The sequence below is a fragment of the Hydrogenophaga aquatica genome (genome assembly GCF_054780915.1).
The window spans coordinates 56,739-80,196 of record NZ_BAAGVK010000001.1 but is presented as its reverse complement, the minus strand read 5'-3'; the positions used below and the strand labels follow the sequence as shown (position 1 = coordinate 80,196).

The window sequence follows — 23,458 nt, the reverse complement described above, 5'->3', positions numbered from 1 at the left end:
GATACCCATGAGCGACACCTCCATCCGTTCCCGTTTCAACCTGTCCGAATGGGCGCTGAACCATCAGCCGCTGACGCGCTACCTGATGGTCGTGCTGCTCGTGCTGGGTTTCGCCGCCTACTTCCAGCTGGGGCAGGACGAAGACCCCCCCTTCAACTTCCGGGCCATGGTTGTGCGTGCCTACTGGCCCGGTGCCAGCGCGCAGCAGATGGCCGAACAGGTGGCCGACAAGCTGGAGAAAACCCTTCAGGAAGTGCCGTATGCCGACATCATCCGAAGCTATTCCAAGCCCGGCGAGACGCTGATCATCTTCCAGGTGGCGGATTCTTCGCCGCCCAAGGAACTGCAGCAGATCTGGTACACCGTGCGCAAGAAGATCGGTGACATGCGCGGTACGTTGCCGCCAGGGGTGGTGGGCCCGTACTTCAACGACGAGTTCGGCGATGTGTTCGGTGTCATCTACGCGTTGCAGGGCGACGGCTATTCGCCTGCCGAACTCAAGGCCGAGGCCGACCGCATCCGCCAGGAGCTGCTCGGCGTCCACAGTGTCGCCAAGGTGGAATTGTTCGGCGTCCAGGACGAGAAGGTCTACATCGAGGTGTCGCGGCAAAGGCTTGCCACGCTGGGGCTGGACATGAACCAGGTGCTTGACCAGCTGGGGCAGCAGAATGCCGTGGCACCCGCTGGCACGGTACAGACGCCGCAGGATGCTGTGGCCGTGCGTGTGGTTGGCGCGTTCCAGTCGGTGGACGAGCTGCGGGCCATGCCCATCCGCGCAGCCAACGGCCAACAACTGCGGCTCGGTGACGTTGCTGATGTCCGGCGTGGATACATCGACCCGCCGCAGGTCAAGGTCCTGCACAATGGCAAGGACGGCATCGCCCTGGGCGTTTCCATGGCCAAGGGGGGCGACATCATCGCTCTCGGCAAGGCACTGAAGGCGAAGGTGGACGCGATAGGCGCAAGCCTGCCCGCGGGCATGCAGCTGGTCCAGGTGCAGGACCAGCCCGATACCGTGACCACCTCGGTCAACGAGTTCGTGAAGGTGCTCATCGAAGCGGTCGTGGTCGTGCTGGTGGTCAGCTTTCTCAGCCTGGGCCTGCACCGCAATCCCAACGGCCGCGGCCTGCGCCGCTTCACGCTGGACGCCCGGCCCGGGCTGGTGGTCTTCATCACCATTCCCCTGGTCCTGGCCATGACCTTCCTGGTCATGCATTACTGGGGCATCGGGTTGCACAAGATCTCGCTCGGGTCGTTGATCATCGCGCTGGGCCTGCTCGTGGACGACGCGATCATCGCGGTCGAGATGATGGTGCGCAAGCTGGAGGAGGGGTACGACATCATGCGTGCGGCCACCTTCACCTGGGACGTGACCGCCATGCCCATGCTCACCGGGACACTCATCACGGCCGCCGGTTTCCTGCCCATCGGTTTTGCCCGGTCAACCGTGGGCGAATACACCTTTGCCATCTTCGCCGTGACGGCCACGGCGCTGGTGCTGTCCTGGATCGTCGCGGTCTATTTCGTCCCCTTCCTGGGTGTCAAGTTGCTCAAGGTCAAGCCCCACACCGGGCCCGTGACCGAGGTGTTCGACGGACCCTTCTACGTGAGGTTCAGGCGCATGGTCGACTGGTGCGTCAAGCACCGTTGGCTCACCATCGGTGCCACGGTCCTGACCTTCGTGCTGGGCCTGGCCGGCATGACGCAAGTCCAGCAGCAGTTCTTCCCGGACTCCAACCGGCCGGAAATCATGGTTGACGTGTGGTTGCCTGAGGGCAGCTCCTTCTCGGCCAACGAGGAAGTGACCCGGCGGGTCGAGGAGCGCCTGCGTCAGGTGCAGGGCGTGGAGCACGTGACGACCTGGGTTGGCTCCGGCCTGCCGCGTTTCTTCCTGCCGCTGGACCAGATATTCCCGCAGAGCAACGTGTCGCAGCTGTTGCTAATGGCGGCGGACCTGAAACAGCGCGACCGGCTCGTGCGCGAACTGCCTGCGCTGCTGGCGCAGGAGTTTCCCGAGGTTCGCGGGAGGGTCAAGCTCCTGGCCAGCGGCCCGCCCGTGGCCTACCCGGTCCAGTTCCGCGTCATCGGGCCTGACCCCGCACTGCTCCGGGAGCGTGCCGATCTGGTCAAGCAGATCATGCGCGACAGCCCGAACACGCGCGGCGTGAACGACAACTGGAACGAATCGATCAAGGTGGTGCGCCTGGAAGTCGACCAGACCAAGGCGCGCGCGCTGGGCGTCAGCAGCGCGTCCATTGCCCAGACCGCCCGCATAGCCCTGGCAGGGAGCACGGTGGGGCAGTACCGCGAGGGTGACAAGCTCATTGACATCGTCCTGCGTCAGCCGCTGGCCGAGCGCGATGCGGTCTCGGAGCTGGCCAATGCCTACCTGCCCACGGCGAGCGGGCGGCCGGTTCCTTTGACGCAGATCGCGCGCCCGGTGTTTGCCTGGGAGCCCGGTGTGATGTGGCGTGAGAACCGCGAGTACGCCATCACCGTGCAGGGCGATATCGTTGCCGGACTGCAAGGGGCCACGGTCACCGACGAGTTGCTGCCCGCCATCCGTTCCCTGGAAGCGCAGTGGGCAGCCGCTGGGAACGGCTCGTACCGGGTGGACGTGGCGGGCACCGTCGCCGAGAGCAGCAAGGGCTCGTCCTCGATTGCCGCGGGCATGCCGATGATGCTTTTCATCACCTTCACCCTGCTGATGCTGCAGCTGCACAGTTTCAGCCGGGCGATGCTCGTCTTCCTCACCGGGCCGCTGGGCATGGCGGGGGTGGCCATGGCGCTGCTGCTGCTCGACCGCCCCTTCGGTTTCGTGGCGCTGCTGGGTGTGATCGCGCTGATGGGGATGATCATGCGCAACTCGGTCATCCTGATCGACCAGATCGAACAGGACCGTGCGCGCGGCGTGCCCGCTTGGGATGCGATCGTCGAGGCGGCAGTGCGCCGCCTGAGGCCCATCGTGCTGACCGCGGCCGCGGCCGTGCTGGCCATGATTCCCTTGTCGCGCAGCGTTTTCTGGGGACCCATGGCCGTGGCCATCATGGGGGGGCTGGTTGTCGCCACAGTGCTCACCTTGCTCGCCTTGCCGGCCATGTACGCGGCCTGGTTCCGAGTCAGGCGCGAGCCAGCCGTGGCCTGAGTTATCAGCCGCTGTTCAGGCCGCGAATAGGTGAATTCCCTTATCGATAAAAGTGGTATTATCTTCGGCGCTCAAGGCTTTGGACGTGTTCCGGTGCCTTGCATCCCGGATAAATGCGCTTTTGCTCATGCCGGGGTGCGGGACCGAGTGAAGCGCGTGCCCGTCCCTCACCGGCGGTTTGACGCATGGCCTTGTCTTATCTACCCACGAGAACAGGCAACTGGCGCTGCATGCACGATTCCCTCACCCACCTTGAACAGGTGGCTCGCCTGACGCACGTCAAGGACCGGGACACGACAGATTCCGTCCTTGTCGAGGTGCTTCGCGCCCTGTTGCAGCAGGCGGTCGTCACCCTGATCGAGGTGATGCCCTGGAACGACGAATGGCGCTGTCTGGTCAGGTCCCATATCGCCCCCGGCATGGTCGCGCCTGCTTCCACCTCGCCCTGGGCCTCGCCGGATGAGCTCGACCTTCTGAACGATTTCCCCCACCGCCTTGCGACGGTCGAAAGCCGGCAGACCGGCGTGTACGAGTATGCCGGGCGTCCGTGCCTGGTCGTGCCCGTGCTGTCAGATGGCGAGCGTGCGCTGCTGATCGAAGTCTTGCTGGGGGCCGAGCCAGAACCCTCCACCATCAGGATGGTGGAGGGCATTGCCCGGATTTACCAAAATTTCCTGAGCCTGCTGGACTACAGCGAACGCGATTCACTCACGTCGCTGCTCAACCGCAAATCTTTCGACGAGACCTTCTTCAAAGCCACGAGCTCTTCGGGCCGTACGCCTCCAGATGGTCTTGCCTGCGGGCAGCGGCGCGCCCACGACAGCTCTGCCTACTGGCTGGGCGTGATCGACATCGATCATTTCAAGCTGGTGAACGACCGCCACGGCCACCTGATCGGCGACGAGGTGCTGTTGCTGATCGCGCGCGTCATGCGCAGCACCTTCCGGCATGACGATCGCCTGTACCGTTTTGGCGGAGAGGAGTTCGTCGTGCTCCTGCGGGCAGACGACGAAAACGCCGCGCATGCGATCTTTGAGCGCTTCCGGCACAACGTGGAACAGTACCCCTTCCCGCAGGTTGGCCGTATCACGGCCAGCGTCGGCTTCACGCGGGTGCGTGATCACGACACGCCTGCGGCCGCCTTCGAACGGGCCGACAAGGGCGTGTACCTGGCGAAGGCCCAGGGCCGCAACCTGGTACGCGGCTATGAACGGCATGTGGGTGCCAGTGCCGAGCTGGAACACCGCCCCGAGGGAGACGTCGAACTCTTCTGATGCGCACATACGATTCCGGGTGCTGCGCAGCAGGCTTTACAATAGCCGGTTTGCTGCGTGACGCCCGCGGGCTGCGCAGCCAAAGCGTGCGCGGGTGGCGAAATTGGTAGACGCACCAGGTTTAGGTCCTGACGCCAGCAATGGTGTGGGGGTTCGAGTCCCCCCCCGCGCACCACAACGGATGGAAACACACACGGGGCAGCCGCCGGCTGCCTCATCCCTTATCTAGGAGAAAACCATGGCAGTGAACGTCGAAACCCTGGAAAAGCTGGAGCGCAAGATCACGCTTGAGCTGCCGGTTGACGCCATCCAGAAGGAAGTCGAAGCCCGCCTCAAGCGCATGCAGCGCCAGGTCAAGATGGACGGTTTCCGTCCTGGCAAGGTGCCCCTGGGCGTCGTGGCCCAGCGCTACGGCTACTCGGTGCAGTACGAAGTCATGAATGACAAGGTGGGCGAGGCTTTCAACGCCGCTGCCGCCGAGGCCAAGCTGCGTATCGCCGGGTCGCCCCGCATCAACGAAAAAGACGGCGCCGCTGAAGGCACCGTGGCGTTCGAAGCCATTTTCGAGGTCTACCCCGAAGTCAAGATCAATGATCTGTCTGGCGCATCCGTCGAGAAGCTTTCCGCCGAAGTCAATGACGCCGCCATCGACCGCACGCTGGACATTCTGCGCAAGCAGCGCCGCACGTTCGGCCAGCGCCCGCAGGCTGAGGCTGCCCAGGACGGCGACCGCGTGACCATCGACTTCGAAGGCAAGATCGACGGTGAGCCCTTCGAAGGCGGCAAGGCCGAAGGCTTCCAGTTCCTGGTGGGCGAAGGCCAGATGCTCAAGGAGTTCGAAGACGCCGTGCGCGGCATGAAGGCTGGCGAATCCAAGACCTTCCCGCTGAACTTCCCCGCCGACTACCACGGCAAGGAAGTGGCAGGCAAGCAGGCTGACTTCCTGGTCACCGTGCAAAAGGTTGAAGCCGCCAACCTGCCCGAGGTCGACGAGACTTTCGTGAAGTCCCTGGGCATTGCCGATGGCACCGTGGACGCCCTGCGCGCCGACATCAAGAAGAACCTGGAGCGTGAAGTCAAGTTCCGCCTGCAGGCCCGCAACAAGGCTGCCGTGATGGATGCGCTGATCGCCCAGGCCGAGCTGGACCTGCCCAAGGCCAGCGTGGAAGCCGAGCTGGAGCGTCTGGTGGAAGGCGCCCGCGCCGACCTGAAGCAGCGCGGCATCAAGGACGCCGACAAGGCCCCGATCCCGCCCGAGCTGTTCAAGGACCAGGCCGAGCGCCGCGTGCGCCTGGGTCTGGTGGTGGCCGAGCTGGTCAACGCCAACGAACTGCAGGCCAAGCCTGAGCAGATCGACGCCCACATCAACGAGCTGGCTGCTTCCTACGAGAGCCCGGCCGACGTGGTGCGTTGGTACAAGGCCGACAACCGTCGCCTGGCAGAGGTCGAGGCCATCGTGATCGAGAACAACGTCACGGAATTCGTTCTGGGCAAAGCTCAAGTGACCGAGAAAGCCATCAGCTTCGAAGAACTGATGGGTCAAGCTTGATCCAGCGACTGCCGGATTGACGCAAAAGGGCGGAATCACCTTCCGCCCTTTTTTCTTGCCGCTGCGCCCCCACTTGCCAAACACCCTTTCGGCTTTGGTTACAGTAGCGCTGTAACGTTTTCTGGAGCTTCCACACATGAGCGCATTGGACGCACAAAACCTGGGCCTGGTGCCCATGGTGATCGAACAGTCGGGCCGTGGCGAACGCGCCTACGACATCTATTCCCGCCTCCTCAAGGAGCGTGTGGTGTTCCTGGTGGGGCCGGTCAACGACCAGTCCGCCAACCTGGTGGTGGCGCAGCTGCTGTTCCTGGAGAGCGAGAACCCCGACAAGGACATCTCTCTCTACATCAACTCCCCGGGCGGTTCGGTGAGCGCGGGCATGTCGATCTTCGACACCATGAACTTCATCAAGCCCGACGTGTCCACCCTCTGCATGGGCATGGCGGCCAGCATGGGCGCCTTCCTGCTGGCGGCCGGTGCCAAGGGCAAGCGTTTTGCGCTGCCCAACTCGCGCGTCATGATCCACCAGCCGCTGGGCGGCGCCCAGGGCCAGGCCACCGACATCGAGATCCACGCCCGCGAGATCCTGCGCCTGCGCGCCGACCTCAACCGCGTGCTGTCCGAGCGCACCGGCCAGCCGCTGGACAAGATCGAGCGTGACACCGAGCGCGACTATTTCATGTCTGCCGCCGAGGCTGCCGAGTACGGCCTGGTGGACAAGGTGATCGACAAGCGCGGCGCCTGACCTCCCATCCGGCCCTGGCTGGCGCCGGGGCCGCTGGCTGCGCCTTCACGTATCATTGGCCCCCTGGATATCCCGAGACCGATCAAGGCACGCACACATGGCCGACAAAAAAGGCGCCAACAGCGAAAAAACCCTTTACTGCTCCTTCTGCGGCAAGAGCCAGCACGAGGTGAAGAAACTCATTGCCGGTCCGTCGGTGTTCATCTGCGACGAGTGCATTGACCTGTGCAACGACATCATCCGCGACGAACTGCCCGCCACCACGGTGAAGGCGGGCGAGGGTGACCGCCTGCCGAGTCCGGTGGACATCAAGAAACACCTCGACAACTACGTGATCGGCCAGGAAATGGCCAAGAAATCGCTGTCGGTGGCGGTGTACAACCACTACAAGCGCCTGCGCCACAAGGAAACCGCCAAGAAGGACGATGTGGAGCTGGCCAAGAGCAACATCCTGCTCATCGGCCCCACGGGTTCTGGCAAGACGCTGCTGGCCCAGACCATGGCGCGCATGTTGAACGTGCCCTTCGTGATGGCTGACGCCACCACGCTGACCGAGGCGGGCTACGTGGGCGAAGACGTCGAAAACATCATTGCCAAGCTGCTTCAGACCTGCGACTACGACGTCAGCAAGGCGCAGCAGGGTATCGTCTACATCGACGAGATCGACAAGATCACCCGCAAGTCCGAGAACCCCTCCATCACCCGCGACGTGTCGGGCGAGGGCGTGCAGCAGGCTTTGCTCAAGCTGGTCGAGGGCACCATGGCTTCTGTGCCGCCGCAGGGCGGGCGCAAGCACCCGAACCAGGACATGCTGCAGGTGGACACGTCCAACATCCTGTTCATCTGCGGCGGCGCGTTTGCGGGCCTGGAAAAGGTGATCGAGAGCCGCACAGAAGGCTCGGGCATCGGTTTTGGCGCGTCGGTCAAGAGCAAGCAGCAGCGCAGTCTGACCGAAATCTTCGCGGAGGTGGAGCCCGACGACCTGGTGCGCTTCGGCCTGATTCCTGAGCTGGTGGGCCGCCTCCCGGTGGTCACCGCCCTGGCCGAGCTGGGTGAAGATGCCCTGGTGGACATCCTGACCGAGCCCAAGAACGCCGTGGTCAAGCAATTTGCCCACCTGCTGCAGATGGAAGGCGTGGAGCTGGAGGTGCGTCCTGCCGCGCTCAAGGCCATCGCGCGCAAGGCCATCAAGCGCAAGACGGGCGCACGCGGTCTGCGCTCCATACTGGAGCAGGCGCTGATGGACACGATGTATGAACTGCCGAGCATCAGCAATGTCGAAAAGGTCGTGGTGGATGAATCCACCATTGACGAGGGCAAACCGCCCCTGCTGGTGTATCGCGAAGCCGCCCGGCAGGCTTGACCGGGCGGGCGTGGGCTCCCTGGCGGGCCCGCGCCCCCACTGGCAAGTGGGTTGAACTGGCCCGAGGTGCCCCCACTTGGCCCTACAGAAAGAGGTAAGACGATGTCCGGACACCCCCCCCTGCCCAGTGAACCCGTGACCCTGCCACTGTTGCCCTTGCGCGACGTGGTGGTGTTCCCCCACATGGTGATCCCGCTGTTCGTGGGCCGCCCCAAGAGCATCAAGGCCCTGGAGGCCGCGATGGAGAACGAGCGCCGCATCATGCTGGTGGCGCAGAAAGCCGCTGCCAAGGACGAGCCTGCCCCCGAGGACATGTTCGAGATGGGCTGCGTGGCCAGCATCCTGCAGATGCTCAAGTTGCCCGATGGCACCGTGAAGGTGCTGGTCGAAGGCGTGCAGCGCGCCAAGGTGCTGAGCGTGCAGGAGGGCGAAAGCCACTTCAGCGCGTCCGTGTCGCCAGTGGACGCGGCTGCCGAAAGTGCAGAAAGCGACGCGACCGAGCTGGAAGCCCTGCGCCGCGCGGTGATGCAGCAGTTCGATCAGTACGTCAAGCTCAACAAGAAGATCCCGTCCGAGATCCTGACGTCCATCGCCAGCATCGACGACGCCGGCCGCCTGGCCGACACCATCGCAGCGCACCTGCCGCTCAAGCTGGAGGCCAAGCAGAGCGTGCTCGACCTCGACCTGGTGTCGCAGCGTCTGGAGAACCTCTTCGCTCAACTTGAGCGGGAGGTGGACATCCTCAATGTCGACAAGCGCATCCGTGGCCGCGTCAAGCGCCAGATGGAGAAGAACCAGCGCGACTTCTATCTGAACGAACAGGTCAAGGCCATCCAGAAGGAGCTTGGCGAGGGTGAAGAGGGCGCCGACATCGAGGAGATCGAGAAGAAGATCAAGCTCGCCAAGATGCCCGCCGAAGCCCGCAAGAAGGCCGAAGGCGAACTCAAGAAGCTCAAGCTGATGTCGCCCATGTCGGCCGAGGCCACGGTGGTGCGCAACTACATCGACGTGCTGACCGGCCTGCCCTGGAGCAAGAAGACCAAGATCAAGCACGACCTGGCCTACGCCGAGGAGGTGCTCAACGAGGACCACTACGGGCTCGAAAAGGTCAAAGACCGCATTCTTGAATACCTCGCGGTGCAGCAGCGCGTGGACAAGGTCAAGGCGCCCATTCTTTGCCTGGTGGGGCCGCCGGGCGTGGGCAAGACCTCGCTGGGGCAGTCGGTGGCCAAGGCCACGGGCCGCAAGTACGTGCGCATGGCGCTGGGCGGCATGCGTGACGAGGCCGAGATCCGAGGCCACCGCCGCACCTACATCGGCGCCATGCCGGGCAAGGTGCTGCAAAGCCTGAACAAGGTCGGCACGCGCAACCCGCTGTTCCTGCTGGATGAGATCGACAAGCTGGGCATGGACTTCCGCGGCGACCCGTCATCGGCGCTGCTGGAGGTGCTGGACCCCGAGCAGAACCACACCTTTGGCGACCACTACGTGGAGGTGGACTTCGACCTGTCGGACGTGATGTTCGTGGCGACTTCCAACTCCATGAACATTCCGCCCGCGTTGCTGGACCGCATGGAGGTGATCCGCCTCTCCGGTTACACCGAGGACGAGAAGACCAACATCGCCCTGAAGTACCTGCTGCCCAAGCAGCTCAAGAACAACGGCATCAAGGACGGCGAACTGACCGTGACCGAGGATGCTGTGCGCGACGTGGTGCGTTACTACACCCGCGAGGCGGGCGTGCGTTCGCTGGAGCGCGAGCTGTCCAAGATCTGCCGCAAGGTGGTCAAGGGCCTGCTGCTCAAGAAGTACACGCCGACCGTGGTGGTGAACGCCGAGAACCTGAGCGAATTCCTGGGCGTGCGCAAGTTCACCTACGGGCGTGCCGAGCAACAGAACCAGGTGGGGCAGGTTGTGGGCCTGGCCTGGACCGAGGTGGGCGGCGACCTGCTGACCATCGAGGCGGCCTTGATGCCCGGCAAGGGCAACGTCATCCGCACCGGCCAACTTGGTGATGTGATGAAGGAGTCCGTGGAGGCTGCACGCACGGTGGTGCGCAGCCGCGCGCGCAACCTGGGCATCAAGGACGAGGTGTTCGAGAAGAAGGACATCCACATCCACGTGCCCGATGGCGCCACGCCCAAGGACGGCCCGAGCGCGGGTGCGGCCATGACGACGGCCATGGTGTCGGCGCTCACCGGTATCCCGGTGCGTGCTGACGTGGCGATGACCGGTGAGATTACCCTGCGTGGCGAGGTGACGGCGATCGGTGGCCTCAAGGAGAAGTTGCTGGCGGCGCTGCGCGGCGGCATCAAGACGGTGATCATCCCTGAGGAAAACGTCAAGGACCTCGCCGAGATTCCGGACAACGTCAAGGAAGGCCTGGAGATCGTTCCGGTGAAATGGATCGACAAGGTGTTGCAGCTGGCGTTGGAGCGCCCCACCGTGCCGTTGACCGAGGAAGAAGCGGCGCCTGTGGCAGCAGCAGCCCCTTCCGCCGACGCCTCGGGGGCCGTGAAGCACTGAAAATTTTTTCGAGCGCTTTGACGAGTGCTTGAAAATCGGTATAGAATAATGGCTTCAGACGACGCGAACAGCAATGTTCAAGAAAGCTGAAAAACGCGGGAATAGCTCAGTTGGTAGAGCGCAACCTTGCCAAGGTTGAGGTCGCGAGTTCGAGCCTCGTTTCCCGCTCCATTTTCCGAGAAAGGAAGCCCAGGCTTCCTTTTTTTATCCGGCGCACCATGCCGGAGTGCAACAGACAAGGCGCGGTAGCAAAGCGGTTATGCACCGGATTGCAAATCCGTGTAGGTCGGTTCGACTCCGGCCCGCGCCTCCAGGTTAAAGGTCTGCGCAAGCAGGTCTATGCGGGATTAGCTCAGTTGGTAGAGCGATACCTTGCCAAGGTATAGGTCGAGAGTTCGAGCCTCTTATCCCGCTCCAACACCGTCAAAAAAGGAAGCTTCGGCTTCCTTTTTTGCTTTGTGCCCTTCACACAGGCAGGGGAAGCGATATTGCCCCTGTTCGGTCTGGCAAGGCCTTTCAGGCCGCTTGCCGGTTGGTAAGTGCCGCGGGGTTGTCACCGATCTGCGCCAGGCCGCTCAGGACGTCACCCACCACAATCACCGAGGGGCTTCCCAGTTGCTGTTCGTACAGCGTCTGCTGCAGCCGCCCCAGGGTGGTGACGGCATGGCGCTGCTGGGGCAGGGTGGCGTGCTGCACGATGGCCAGGGGCGTGTGCGCGGGCAGGCCCTGGAGCAGGCCTGACTCAATCTGTTCGGCGCTGGACACACCCATGTAGATGACCAGCGTCAGCCTTGCCTGATGCGCACATTGCGCCAATGCCGCCCAGTCCGTGCCGCTGTCGCCGGGCTTGGCGTGCCCGGTGACGAACACCACACCGTGGGCGTGCTCGCGGTGGGTGAGCGGCACGTTCAGGGTCGTCACGGCCGCCAGGCCGGATGTGATGCCATTGACCACACGCACCTGGACACCCTCGGCCTCCAGGTGTTCCACTTCCTCGCCACCGCGCCCGAAGATGAAGGGGTCACCCCCCTTGAGGCGCACCACTGTCTCGCCAGCAAGGGCCGCCTGGATCATCAAACGCTCGATGAATGCCTGCGGTGTGGATTTGCAGCCCCCCCGCTTGCCAACGTGCACGATGCGGGCATCGGGCCGGGCATGAACCAGCACTTCGTCGTTGACCAGATCGTCCACCAGCAGCACGGTGGCCGAGGCAATGGCCTTGACCGCCTTGATCGTGAGCAGGTCCGGGTCGCCTGGGCCTGCGCCCACCAGGGTGACGGTGGGGCGTTGCGGTTGGGAGGTGGTCGGCATGGTCGGCTCCGGTGGGCGGGAATGAGGGGGGCGTCAGGCGGGCTGTGCCAGGGCGGCGAGGGCCGCCTCGATGTGGCGTATCTGGGTGGCGATGGGGCCGGGCAAGGCCCGTTCGCCGCGCAGAACCTGTGCGATGTACTGTGCGGTGGCCTCGCGGTCCTGGCCGGGCGGCAGGTCTGGCAGCGAGGCGAGAGAGCCTGCTTGCTGGGGTTCCACGGTGCGGCAATCGCCCTCGCTGAACAGGTCCAGCTGAGGTGTGCGGCGCGGGTCGGCTACGGGCTCGCCTTCGGTGCCGCGCAGAAGCATTGCATGGGTGCCGGTCAGGCGCAGCACGGCACCCATGCTGTGCAGGTATTCAGGGTGGGTGTAGCTGCTGACGAGCAGGCTGGGGCCGGTGCAGGGGTTGAGCAGCTTGACGAGGCTGTGCGCGCTGTTGCGCAAGCCCACGACGCGGCGCACATCAAGCAGTTTTTGCAGGGAAGGCAGCAGGCCTGCCGTGGGCAGGAACCATGTGCCGGCTTCGTCGGGCAGGTCTGCCAGAGAAGAAAGAACCGGTTGCCTGATCATGCCCTGTTGCGCCAGCGCGCCGAGCACCTCGTGTGTGGTAACGCGCCCCGGGTCCACGGTCTGGCCGTGGATCAGCACGCGCAGCCCTCGGCGGGCCAGCAACAGGGCCAGCAGGGCGGCGAGCGCAGGCAGCTTGCGCGCGCCGTTGTAGCAAGGCAGGATCACCGTGGGCACGCTGCCGCGGGCCGTGGCAGGCAGCCGGGCGTGTACGGCGTCCAGAAAACCGGCCATTTCGTCGGGGGTTTCGCCCTTCACGCGCATGGCGATGCAGAACGCGCCCACCTCCAGGTCGCTGGCCTGCCCGTCCAGCACCTGACCGAGGAGATCGCTTGCGGCCTCGCGCGACAGCGCACGAGCGCCGTCTTTGCCGCGACCGATGTCCTTGATGTAGTGAGAAATGCCCATGGCGGGATTTTCGGCGTTCTTATATGAAAACGGGTTATGTGCTGATGCGCGCAGCGACAGGATTCTGTTGAACGATGCGCTTGAGTTCGGGCACGCAGGAGCCGCACTGCGTGCCGCAGCCCAGGCGGGACTGCAGGGTGGCCAGGCGTTGGGCGGGTGTGCCATCGATGTCGGGCAGGGCCTGGCGGATGGCTTGTGCGGTGACGCCCAGGCAGTTGCATACCGGTTGGCTGCGCTCCACGGGGCCGCCGCCAGGGGCCGAGCCACGTGCCTGGAGCAGCGCCAGCCCGGTCACGGGGGTGGGCAAGGCATCGCGCAGCAAAGTGGCCAGCCAGGTGCTGCTGCGGCTGTCGCCAGCCAGCAGGAAGGCCTGCACCCGGGAGGTTCCCGTGCCAACTATACGCACGCGGCGGTGCTGGTGGCGCAGCGGATCGGCATAGCGCAGTGTGTCCTCGGTGTCCAGTTCCAGCGCCTGCACCAGGGTGTGGAGCCACCCGTCCTGATTGTCCGGTGCCTGTGCGCAGGCCGCCTGGAACCAGATGCCGCAAAGCGCAGGCAGGCCCGGGGCGGCGGCGCCCACCGCCGCGAAGGGTACACAGGCGGCGTAGTCGAAGCGGGCCATCAGGGGGCGCAGTGCCCGCTGGACTTCCAGCGCTTTTTCAGCGGGCAGCCAGGCCATGGCCTGCAGCGTCCAGGGCAACAGGGTTTTTTCAATGCGCACCGCCGCGTGCTTGAGTTCCGGTTGCCTGGACGTGGGGCAATAGGCCGATGTGGTGAGACCGTTGACGCCGGCCATGCGCTGGCCGTCCAGTCCACGGCCTCCCAGGTATTCGCTGCCCCAGTGCATCCCGATGAAACACTGGCGGCGCGCCAGTTCGTGCGATGCGCTGGCGGGCAGCACCAGTTGGCCGCGCTTGCTGGTGACGCGCACCAGGTCGCCTGTCTCGATGCCTGCGTCGGCCATGTCCTGAGGGTGCATCTGGACTTCGGGCTCGGCCACGTGGCCGAAGAGCTTGCCCAGGGTGCCGGTGCGGGTCATGCCATGCCACTGGTCGCGCAGGCGCCCGGTGGTCAGGGCGTAGGGGTAGCGCGACTCGCGTTCCTCGGCCAGGGGCACGTAGGGCAGGGCGGCGAAGCGGGCGCGGCCATCGGCGGTGGGGTACACGCCATCGGCGTAGAGGCGCTCGGTGCCGCTGGCCTGGCCTTCAGGCTGGGGCCATTGCTGCGGCGCGGCGTCCAGTTGGGCGTAGCTCAGGCCGGTGATGTCCAGGTCGCGGCCGCGAGTGCTTTCGCGGTGTTCGTTCCAGATCTGCTCGGGCGTTTCGTAGGGAAAGAGTGTGCCGGGGGCGCGCCGGGGCAGGCGTTGCTCCAGCTTGCGGGCCAGATTCACAGCGATCTGCCAGTCGTGGCGCGGGCCGTCTGCAGATGTGGCTGGCGGCGGCACGGCGGCACGCACACGGGTGATTCGGCGTTCGCTGTTGGTGACGGTGCCTTCCTTTTCGCCCCAGGTGGTGGCTGGCAGCAGCAGGTCGGCCCAGTCGCAGGTGGCAGCGCTGGCGTAGGCTTCCTGCACCACCACGAATTCGGCACGCTCGAGCGCGCGGCGCACGGTGGCCTGGTCGGGCAGTGACTGGGCCGGGTTGGTGCAGGCGATCCACAGGGCTTTGATTTCGCCGTCGGCGGCCGCCTGGAACATGTCCACTGCGGTTTTGCCTGGGGTGGCGGGCACGTCCGGCACGCCCCAAAGGGCGGCCACTTCGGCACGGTGCACCGGGTTGGCCAAGTCGCGGTGGGCCGACAGCAGGTTGGCCAGGCCGCCCACCTCGCGCCCGCCCATGGCATTGGGCTGGCCGGTGAGGGAAAAGGGCCCCGCGCCCGGCAGGCCGATCTGCCCGCAGGCCAGGTGCAGGTTGATGAGGCTGGCGTTCTTGGCGGTGCCGCTGGTGGATTGGTTGAGGCCCTGGCAATAGAGGCTCAGTGTGCGAAGGCGTGCGCTGGGGGCCATCTGGCTGGCGCCTTCTGGCACACCTGCGAACCAGCGGGCCGCGGTGAACAGGTCGGCCACGGGCACGCCGCAGATCTGGGCCACGGCATCGGGTGTGTAGCCTTGGACCAGTTCGCGCAGGGCGGTGAAGCCACTGGTGTGGCGGTCGATGTAGCCGGTGTCGATCCAACCCTCGGCCAGCATGATGTGCAGCAGGCCGTGAAAGAGCATGACGTCGGTGCCCGGCTGCAGCGGCAGGTACAGGTCGGCCAGGCTGGCGGTGTCGGTGCGGCGCGGGTCGGCCACGATGACTTTCATGCCTGGGCGTTGGGCCTTGGCATCTTCAATGCGACGGAACAGCACCGGGTGTGCCCAGGCGGCGTTGCTGCCGACGATGAAGAGACAGTCGGCGTGGTTGACGTCGTCGTAGCAGGCGGGTGGGGCGTCGGCGCCCAGGGTGAGTTTGTAGCCCGCCACGGCGCTGCTCATGCACAGGCGCGAGTTGGTGTCGATGTTGTTGGTGCCCAGCAACCCTTTGGCGAGTTTGTTGAAGACGTAGTAGTCCTCGGTGAGCAGTTGGCCGCTGATGTAGAAGCCCAGCGCATTGGGGCCGTGCTGGTGCACGATGGCCGCCAGGCGGTCAGCAGCCAGGTCAAGCGCAGCGTTCCAGGGCAGGGGCTGGGGGGCCGCACCGCGCTGGGCACGCAGCATGGGTTGGGTCAGCCGCACCTGGCGTGCGATGGCAGGGTCTGCCGTGAGGTGCAGAGTGGAGCCCTTGGTGCACAGCCGCCCGAAGTTGGCCGGGTGCTGCGGGTCGCCCCGCACGTGGGTGATGCGCTCGCCCACGGATTCGATGATCACGCCGCAGCCCACACCGCAATACGGGCAGGTGGAGCGGGTCTCCTGGGCCAGGGTGATCGGTTCGGCACTCACGTGGTTGTCTCCTCTGCGGGGCGTTCAGGCGGTCTGTGAGCAGCGCCGTGCGGGACCGGCGATGGGGCGGGCCAGGTCGGTGGCCTGGGTGGCGAGTTCACGGGCGTCCAGCCACACTTCGCCTGCTTCCACCTTGATGTTGAAGCGGGGCGTGCAACCCTCGTCCGGCGCGGCGGCCTGGCCGTCGCACAGGCCGATGGTCCAGTTGTGCAGCGGGCAGGCCACGCTGCGCCCGAAGACGATGCCCTGGCTCAGCGGCCCGCCCTTGTGTGGGCAGCGGTCGAGCAGGGCGAACACCTCGTCTTCGGTGTTGCGGAAGATGGCGACATCCAGTCCCTGCTTGCGCGCCACGCGGCGCGAGCCCAGCACGGGAATGTCTTCCACGCGGCAGATCAGGGTCCATTCGGGTTGGGGGGCGCTCATGCCACGGCTCCTTCGGAAACAACGGTCTTGACGGGTTCGAACTGGCGCACGTCCACTTCGGCTTTGGCGAATTCGAACCAGGGATCGGGTTCGCCTTCCAGTGCAGCTTGCAACTGTGCCCACAGGGCCTTGCGGCCTTCGTGGTCGTCCAGAATCTTCTTTTTCACGTAGTCCAGGCCCACGCGGTTGACGTAGTGCACGGTGCGCTCCAGGTACCAGCCTTCCAGGCGGTAGAGCTGCATGAAGGCGCCGGTGTACTCCAGCACCTCTTCGGCGGTTTTGAGCTTGGTGAAGAAGTGCGCCACTTCCGTCTTGATGCCGCCGTTGCCCGCGATGTACATCTCCCAGCCGCTGTCCACACCGATGATGCCCACGTCCTTGATGCCAGCCTCGGCGCAGTTGCGCGGGCAGCCGCTGACGGCGAACTTCACCTTGTGCGGGGCGTACATGCGCCACATGGCGCGTTCCAGGTCCTTGCCCATCTGGGTGGAGTCCTGCGTGCCCATGCGGCACCATTCACTGCCCACGCAGGTCTTCACGGTGCGCAGGGCCTTGGCGTAGGCGTGGCCGCTGGGCATGTCCAGGTCTTTCCACACGGCCACCAGGTCTTCCTTCTTCACGCCCAGCAGGTCAATGCGCTGGCCCCCGGTCACCTTGACGGTGGGGATCTGGTACTTGTCCACCACGTCGGCAATGCGGCGCAGCTCGCTGGCCGTGGTTTCGCCACCCCACATGCGCGGGATCACGCTGTAGGTGCCGTCCTTCTGGATGTTGGCGTGGCTGCGTTCGTTGATGAAGCGGCTTTGCGGGTCGTCCTTGGCCTCTTTGGGCCAGGTACTGATGAGGTAGTAGTTGACGGCGGGGCGGCACGAGGCGCAGCCGTTGGGTGTCTTCCAACCCAGGTGCTGGAACACCGCACTGGTGGTCAGCAGCTTGGAGCCATCGGGCAGCGGCGTGCGGATGGCTTCGCGCACTTCCTCGTGGCTGTGGTCGGTGCAGCCGCACATGGCCTTCTTCTTAGGTGTGGCGCTGTAGTCGCCACCGGCGGTGAACATCAGGATCTGCTCGACCAGGCCGGTGCACGAACCGCAGGACGCGCTGGCCTTGGTGTGCTTGCGCACCTCGTCCAGTGTGAACAGGCCTTTGTCCTTGATGGCCTTGCAGATGCTGCCTTTGGTGACGCCGTTGCAGCCGCAGACCTCGGCCTCGTCGGGCATGCTGGCGGCCTTGTTGTGGCCTTCGTGGCCGGTGTCGCCAATGTTGGATTCACCGAACATCAGCTTGTCGCGGATGTCGGAGACCTTGCGGCCTTCGCGCAGCAGCTTGAAGTACCAGGAGCCGTCCACGGTGTCGCCGTACAGGCAGGCACCAACAAGCTGGTCGTCCTTGATGACGAGCTTCTTGTACACGCCTCCCACCGGGTCGCTCAGCAGGATTTCCTCGCAGCCTTCGCCACCCATGAAGTCGCCCGCGCTGAACAGGTCGATGCCGGTGACCTTGAGTTTGGTGGACGTGAGCGAGCCGGTGTAGCGGCCGATGCCGAATTCGGCCAGGTGGTTGGCCAGCACCTTGCCCTGCTCGAACAGCGGGGCCACCAGCCCGTAGGCAATGCCGCGGTGGCTGGCGCATTCGCCCACCGCGTAGATGCGCGGGTCGGTCACGGTCTGCATGGTGTCGCTCACCACAATGCCGCGGTTGACGTGCAGGCGCATGCTCTCGGCCAGCGCGGTGTTGGGGCGGATGCCCACGGCCATCACCACCAGATCGGCGGGCACCTCGGTGCCGTCCTTGAATTGCACCTTGCTGACGCGGCCGCCGTTTTCACCGTTCTCGCCAGCCACCAGCGCGGCGGTCTGCGCGCCCATCAGGAACTTCATGCCACGTTCCTGCAGCGACTGCTGCAGCAGCTTGCCCGCCACATCGTCGAGCTGGCGCTCCATGAGCCAGGGGGCCACGTGCACTACCGTCACGCTCATGCCGCGCTTCATCAGGCCGTTGGCGGCTTCCAGGCCCAGCAGGCCGCCGCCAATCACCACGGCATGCTTGTACTGCGCTGCGGCGTCGATCATGGCCTGCGTGTCGGCAATGTCGCGGTAGGCCAGCACGCCAGGCAAGTCCTTGCCGGGGATGGGCAGGATGAAGGGGTTGGAGCCGGTGGCCAGGATGAGCCGGTCGTAGGGCTCGCTCATGGTGTCGCCCAGGGCGTTACGAGCGTGGACCATGCGGCGGGTGCGGTCCACCTCGGTCACGGTCCAGCCAGCGTGCAGGGTGATGCCGTTGTCCTGGTACCAGGCCCAGTCGTTGAGGACGATCTCTTCCAGCGTCTGCTCGCCCGCCAGCACGGGCGACAGCAGGATGCGGTTGTAGTTGGGGTGCGGCTCGGCACCGAAGACGGTGATGTCGTAGAGGTCCGGGGCGAGCTTGAGCAGCTCTTCCAGGGAGCGGACGCCGGCCATGCCGTTGCCGATCATCACCAGTTTTGCTTTCTTCATTGCGGCTACTCCAGTCTGAGGATTGGGGTGCTCCGGTCCCTGGCCAGGCGTGTACAGGCGCCGAGCTGGGCAGGAGCTGGATGGGAACGAGGGTGTTTCCCCGGCCGGGGACGGACGGGTGCTGGCAGGCCGGTGGCTTGCCTTTGTTTGGCAACGCACGTCGTTGTGCGCGCAACCCTTGACGCGAGGGGGTCAAGACTGGACGCTTCGTCACGCCCGCCATGAACTACGCAAGACTTGTGCCATCTGCTGCTTGCATGTGTTCGCGCTTGCGAGATACTCGGAGCCGTGCGCGTGTCCGCTGGCGTGGCGCGTGTCATCCTTCGGGCTGTCAGCCCATTTCATTCAGGTATTCAACGGGTATGACGTCGGTTTTGGTCTATTCCAGCGGTGCACGGGCCGCGGACTCCCTCTTGCCGGATCTTCAGAGCGCTGGTTTTACGGTCCTTGCCACGGCAGGCGAATGCAGCAAACTGGTGCAGGCGGTGGTGCGGCATGCACCAGACCTGGTGGTGGCCGACGTGCCCCAGCTGGACGACGCCTTTCTCAAGACCTTGCGCGCGCTGGGTGAGGTGGCACCGCTGCCCGTGCTGCTGTTCACGGCAGACGCCGACGCGCAACGCATGGCGAACGCGGTGGAGGCAGGCGTGCATGCATACGCGGTCTTGGGATACGGTGCACCCCGGCTGCGGCCTCTGGCGCTGCTGGCCCAGGCCCGCTTCAAGCGGGAGCAGGCCTTGCTCAAGCAGTTGAACGATGTTTCCACGCGCTTCGAGGAGCGCAAGGTGGTGGACCGGGCCAAGGGCATCCTCATGCGCGCGCGTCAGATGTCTGACGATGAAGCTTTCCAGTTGCTGCGTACAGCGTCGATGCACACCAACCGGCGGCTGGGGCAGGTGTCGCAACAGGTCATCCAGTCTGCACGTGATGCGGAATGCCTAAACCGTGCGGGGCAGCTGCGCATGCTCTCGCAGCGGCTGGTCAAATACCGTCTGCTGCAGTTCGCGGCGGCGCAGCCGGAACGCCACCGCCAGGGGATGGAGGAGTCGGTGCAGCGCGTGGCAGGCAACCTGGAGTTTCTGGACAAGAACCTGTCGCAACCCACCTTCGGCGACCTGCTGGCCCAGGTGCGCAAGACCTGGGCGGCGTTGATGCCCTTGTTGCGCGGTGATCCGCAGGGCGAGCGCGTGGCCGAACTCGATGCCCTGGCCGAACGGCTGCTGCAGGATGCGGAGCGGCTGGTGGGCAGCCTGGAGCAGACGGGCTCCGTGGCCACCCTGCACGTGCTCAACATGGCGGGACGCCAGCGCATGCTGTCGCAGCGCTACGCCAAGCACGTGCTGTTCGAGCTGCTGGGGGTTGGGCGTTCCACCCCGGAGCGCGAGCAGGCGATGTTTGACGCCCGGGTCGCGTTCGAAGATGGGCTGCGCTATCTGAATGGCATTCCCCTGTCGAGCGCGGCCATCCGCGACGGGCTGGCTGCGGCCGCCCAGGGCTGGGAGCAGATGTTGGCCTGCGCCAGTGGCGCGGCACGGGTGGCGGGCCGCGACCGGGCCGCGCGGCTGGAACTGCTGGCCAACGCCAGCGAAAACCTGCTGGAGGTGTTCGAGCAACTGTCCGCCCAGTACGAGAGCAGCATGCAGATGCTGATGGGGTGATGGCTGCCATCGCACCATCCTTGGGCGTGCTTCTTGCTTGAGTTGGTGCATGGCATTCGACATCGACATTGGCTTTGTCTCGCAGGCGGGCCGCAAGGACATCAACGAAGACTTCTGCGCTGCCATGCTGCCTGCACCCGGGCAGGAGGGCTGGGGTTCCATCGTTGCCATCGCGGATGGCGTGAGCACTGGCGGCATGGGCAAGGAAGCGGCGCAGACCAGTGTCACCAGCCTGGTGCGCGACTACTTCGGCACGCCCGAAACCTGGGACACCACCGTGGCGCTGGACCGCGTGATTGCCGCGCAGAACGCCTGGCTGGCGGGCGTCAACCGTCGCCGCCAACCGGCCATGGGGTTGACGACGCTTACCGCGCTGGTGCTGCGCGGTCAGTCCTACACCCTGGCGCACGTGGGCGACACGCGCTGCTACCTGCTGCGCGAGGGGCAGCTCCAGCGCCTTACACACGACCACGCGGTCAACCACCCAGACCTGCGCCACCAACTGCTGCGCGCCGTGGGGGCAGAGGATCACCTCGTGGTGGACTACCTCCAGGGCGACCTCCACGTGGGTGACCTGTTCGTGCTGGTGTCAGACGGTGTGCACGGCAAGCTGACCGAACGCCGCATGCGCGAACTGCTGAACGCATCAACTTCACAACAGGCCAGCCAGGCGCTGGTGGATGCCGCGCTGGCTGCGGGCAGCGACGACAACGTCACCGCCATGGTGGTGCGCGTGCTGGGGCTGCTCGACGCGTCGCTGCACGATGTGGCGCGCGTGGCCGAGGCGCTGCCCCTGCCCAGCCATCTCAAGGTGGGTGACGTGCTGGACGGGCTGACCGTGACGGCGCGCGTGGCCGACAACGGGGTCAATGTCCTGTACCAGGTGCGCGAACCCGCCAGCCAGACGCTCTACGCGCTCAAGGCGCTGCACCCCTCGCGGGCGCACGATCCCGACGAGCGTGCCATGCTGGCTCACGAGGCCTGGCTGGCGTCACGCATGCGCACATCGAGCGTGGCCAATCACCTCGTGCACATCCACGACACGTTGCCCCATGGCCGGGCGCGCTCGGCCTTCTACCTGCTGTACGACTGGCACAGCGGCGAGACCCTGCACCAGATGCTGGAACGCCAGAAGCGGTTCACACCCACACAGGCGGTGGGCCTGGCGGTGCAGGCCCTGCGCGTGCTGGGCCGCTTGCACCGGCAGGGCGTGGTGCACCGCGACGTGAAGCCCGAAAACCTGCACCTGGGTGAAGACGGCGTGCTGCGCCTGCTGGACATGGGCGTGGCCCTGACGGGGCGCGAACCCGAAAGCATGCGGCGCCTGCACGCGGGCACGCCCAGTTACGTGAACCCGGAGCAATGGGGTTTCCAGCTACGTGCTCTGGCAGCGGCGCCGGAAGGCGAGCATGAACTGCCCAACGCCCAGAGTGACCTGTTTGCCCTGGGCGTGACTCTGTACAAGCTGCTGACCGGCAAGCTGCCCTACGGCGAGGTGCTGCCCTACCAGGTGGGGCGCTACTACCGTGATCCCACGCCGCCCAGCCGCCACAACCCCGAAGTGCCGATCTGGCTGGACCACGTGGTCCTGAAGGCCGTGGCGCGGGACAAGGCGCAGCGTTTCGAGACAGCGGAGGAATTCGCGCTGGCGCTGGAGCGAGGGGCTTCCCGCCCGTTGACCGCGCCCCACCCGGCCACCCTGGTGGAGCGCGACCCGCTCGTCATCTGGAAGATGCTTTTCGCGGTTAGCGTGCTCTTCAACCTGCTGCTGATTTACTGGCTGCTCTTCCTGCCGAAGTGAAGTCCGGCGCTGCGGGGCGTGCCCGCCCGCCTTTCTCGGCCCAGGTGCGCGTCCAGCGGATCTGCATCACGCGCAGCATCAGCAACATGCCCAGGGCCAGCAAGGCGAACGCCACAAAACCCCACAGGTAGGTGTCGGTGTACTGCTTGCTCAAACCCATGGCATTGGGAATGAAGCCGCCGCCCAGCGCGCCCACCTCGCCAATCATCGATCCGGCCACGGCCGTGGTCATGGGCCAGCGCAGGGGCACCAGCTGGAACAGCGCGCCGTTGCCTGCGCCAAGCGCAGCAAAACAGAACATGAAGAGCAGGGTGGTGATCACCAGCGAGCCGCCGGACAGACCGCACAGCACCAGCGACACGGCCACCACACCCAGCACGCCCGACAGGGTGTTTATGCCGCCAATGCGGTCAGAAATGTAGCCGCCCACCACGCGCACGGCCGAGCCCATCAGCGCCGCCAGCATGGTCAGCTGACCGGCCTCCACCTTCGTCACGCCGAACTGGTCGTGGAAGTAGGTGGGCAAAAAGCTCGATAGGCCGATGAAGCCGCCAAAGGTCACCACGTAGATCAGGCTGAAGGCCCAGCCGTCCTTCTCGAACAGGCAGGCAATGTGCTGCCTGAAGGTCTGGTGTTCCACGTCCGGCGGCTCCTTGGCAAACACCAGCATCACCACCATCGGAATCAGCATGAAGAAGGCGGCCAGGCCGTACACGGTCTGCCAGCCGAACTTCATGGCCAGCGGCGGGGCGAACAGCACGGCCAGCACCGTGCCCGAGTTGCCCGCGCCCGCAATGCCCATGGCCAGCCCTTTGTGCTGGGGCGGGAACCAGCCCGAGCCGAGCGACAGCGCCACGCCGAAGCTGGCACCCGCGATGCCCAGCAGCACACCCATGGCCAGCACGTGGTCGTACTCGCTGATGAAGAAGTAGCCGTAAGCCAGGGCGACGATGATCAGGCCCATCTCCACCATGGCCGCGTTCTTGCGGCCGATGTACTGCGCCAGTATCCCCAGCGGAAAACGCATGAGCGCCCCGGCCAGGATGGGCACGGAGATCATGAAACCCTTCTGCGCAGCGGTGAGATCGAAGGCTTCGCTGATGAAAGGTGCCATGGCACCGTTGAGCACCCAGACCGCGAAACAGAAGTCGAAGTACAGGAATGCAGCGAAGAGGGTGGGCGCATGCCCGCTTTTCAGGAATGTGCGAAAGCCCGCCATGGCGTGAACCTTGTAAGAGGAGGGGGGGAACGGGGGGTGTCCCGGACCGGCGCTGGCCCG

At 65.3% G+C, this 23,458-nt stretch carries 14 protein-coding genes and 4 tRNA genes; 12 read left to right on the top strand and 6 right to left on the bottom strand.

Going from position 1 to position 23,458, the window contains the following annotated elements:
• Nucleotides 1–7: 7 nt before the first annotated feature.
• From ACYVHH_RS00360 to ACYVHH_RS00315, 10 genes are all read left to right on the top strand, one after another.
• Complete coding sequence (locus ACYVHH_RS00360; RefSeq protein WP_460563001.1) at nt 8–3,145, top strand: efflux RND transporter permease subunit; 3,138 nt, start codon at nt 8–10, stop codon at nt 3,143–3,145.
• Nucleotides 3,146–3,375: 230 nt separating this feature from the next.
• Nucleotides 3,376–4,419: a GGDEF domain-containing protein gene (locus ACYVHH_RS00355; protein WP_460563000.1), complete on the top strand. Its 1,044-nt coding sequence runs from the start codon at nt 3,376–3,378 to the stop codon at nt 4,417–4,419.
• An 88-nt stretch (nt 4,420–4,507) separates the two neighbouring features.
• Nucleotides 4,508–4,594: transfer RNA gene (locus ACYVHH_RS00350), tRNA-Leu, on the top strand.
• 63 nt (nt 4,595–4,657) lie between these two features.
• Nucleotides 4,658–5,968 (top strand): trigger factor, encoded by a 1,311-nt coding sequence (gene tig / locus ACYVHH_RS00345; RefSeq protein ID WP_460562999.1) that lies wholly within the window; start codon nt 4,658–4,660, stop codon nt 5,966–5,968.
• Nucleotides 5,969–6,104: 136 nt separating this feature from the next.
• A complete protein-coding gene (clpP, locus tag ACYVHH_RS00340) occupies nt 6,105–6,716 on the top strand; it encodes an ATP-dependent Clp endopeptidase proteolytic subunit ClpP (protein ID WP_460562998.1) in 612 nt (203 codons plus the stop codon).
• A gap of 97 nt (nt 6,717–6,813) precedes the next feature.
• Complete coding sequence (clpX, locus tag ACYVHH_RS00335; RefSeq protein WP_460562997.1) at nt 6,814–8,079, top strand: ATP-dependent Clp protease ATP-binding subunit ClpX; 1,266 nt, start codon at nt 6,814–6,816, stop codon at nt 8,077–8,079.
• Nucleotides 8,080–8,181: 102 nt separating this feature from the next.
• Nucleotides 8,182–10,605, top strand: a complete 2,424-nt coding sequence (lon, locus tag ACYVHH_RS00330; RefSeq protein WP_460562996.1) for an endopeptidase La — start codon at nt 8,182–8,184, stop codon at nt 10,603–10,605.
• 95 nt (nt 10,606–10,700) lie between these two features.
• A tRNA-Gly gene (locus ACYVHH_RS00325) sits at nt 10,701–10,776 on the top strand.
• A gap of 68 nt (nt 10,777–10,844) precedes the next feature.
• Nucleotides 10,845–10,918 (top strand) — tRNA-Cys (locus ACYVHH_RS00320).
• A gap of 28 nt (nt 10,919–10,946) precedes the next feature.
• Nucleotides 10,947–11,022: transfer RNA gene (locus ACYVHH_RS00315), tRNA-Gly, on the top strand.
• Nucleotides 11,023–11,121: 99 nt separating this feature from the next.
• Here ACYVHH_RS00315 and cobA read toward each other — a convergent pair.
• The 5 genes from cobA to nirB are packed head-to-tail and all read right to left on the bottom strand — an operon-like array spanning nt 11,122 to nt 18,720.
• Entirely contained in the window at nt 11,122–11,916 is a 795-nt protein-coding gene (gene cobA, locus ACYVHH_RS00310; RefSeq protein WP_460562995.1) for a uroporphyrinogen-III C-methyltransferase, read from the bottom strand.
• A 33-nt stretch (nt 11,917–11,949) separates the two neighbouring features.
• Nucleotides 11,950–12,888, bottom strand: a complete 939-nt coding sequence (gene ybiB, locus ACYVHH_RS00305; protein ID WP_460562994.1) for a DNA-binding protein YbiB — start codon at nt 12,886–12,888, stop codon at nt 11,950–11,952.
• A gap of 34 nt (nt 12,889–12,922) precedes the next feature.
• Nucleotides 12,923–15,805 carry a nitrate reductase gene (locus ACYVHH_RS00300; protein WP_460562993.1) on the bottom strand — a complete coding sequence of 961 codons (2,883 nt, stop codon included), beginning with the start codon at nt 15,803–15,805 and terminating at the stop codon, nt 12,923–12,925.
• A 24-nt stretch (nt 15,806–15,829) separates the two neighbouring features.
• Nucleotides 15,830–16,228 (bottom strand): nitrite reductase small subunit NirD, encoded by a 399-nt coding sequence (nirD, locus tag ACYVHH_RS00295; RefSeq protein ID WP_460562992.1) that lies wholly within the window; start codon nt 16,226–16,228, stop codon nt 15,830–15,832.
• Complete coding sequence (gene nirB / locus ACYVHH_RS00290) at nt 16,225–18,720, bottom strand: nitrite reductase large subunit NirB (protein WP_460562991.1); 2,496 nt, start codon at nt 18,718–18,720, stop codon at nt 16,225–16,227. Before nirB ends, nirD begins: the two co-directional genes overlap by 4 nt.
• Nucleotides 18,721–19,082: 362 nt before the next feature.
• On the opposite strand from nirB, the gene ACYVHH_RS00285 reads away from it, so the two are divergent.
• Both ACYVHH_RS00285 and ACYVHH_RS00280 read left to right on the top strand, forming a co-directional pair.
• Nucleotides 19,083–20,378, top strand: a complete 1,296-nt coding sequence (locus ACYVHH_RS00285; RefSeq protein ID WP_460562990.1) for a type IV pili methyl-accepting chemotaxis transducer N-terminal domain-containing protein — start codon at nt 19,083–19,085, stop codon at nt 20,376–20,378.
• 49 nt (nt 20,379–20,427) lie between these two features.
• A complete protein-coding gene (locus ACYVHH_RS00280; protein WP_460562989.1) occupies nt 20,428–22,179 on the top strand; it encodes a protein kinase domain-containing protein in 1,752 nt (583 codons plus the stop codon).
• On the opposite strand, the gene ACYVHH_RS00275 is transcribed toward ACYVHH_RS00280, so the two are convergent.
• Entirely contained in the window at nt 22,136–23,398 is a 1,263-nt protein-coding gene (locus tag ACYVHH_RS00275) for a nitrate/nitrite transporter (protein WP_460562988.1), read from the bottom strand. The genes ACYVHH_RS00280 and ACYVHH_RS00275 overlap by 44 nt on opposite strands.
• Nucleotides 23,399–23,458 lie beyond the last annotated feature (60 nt).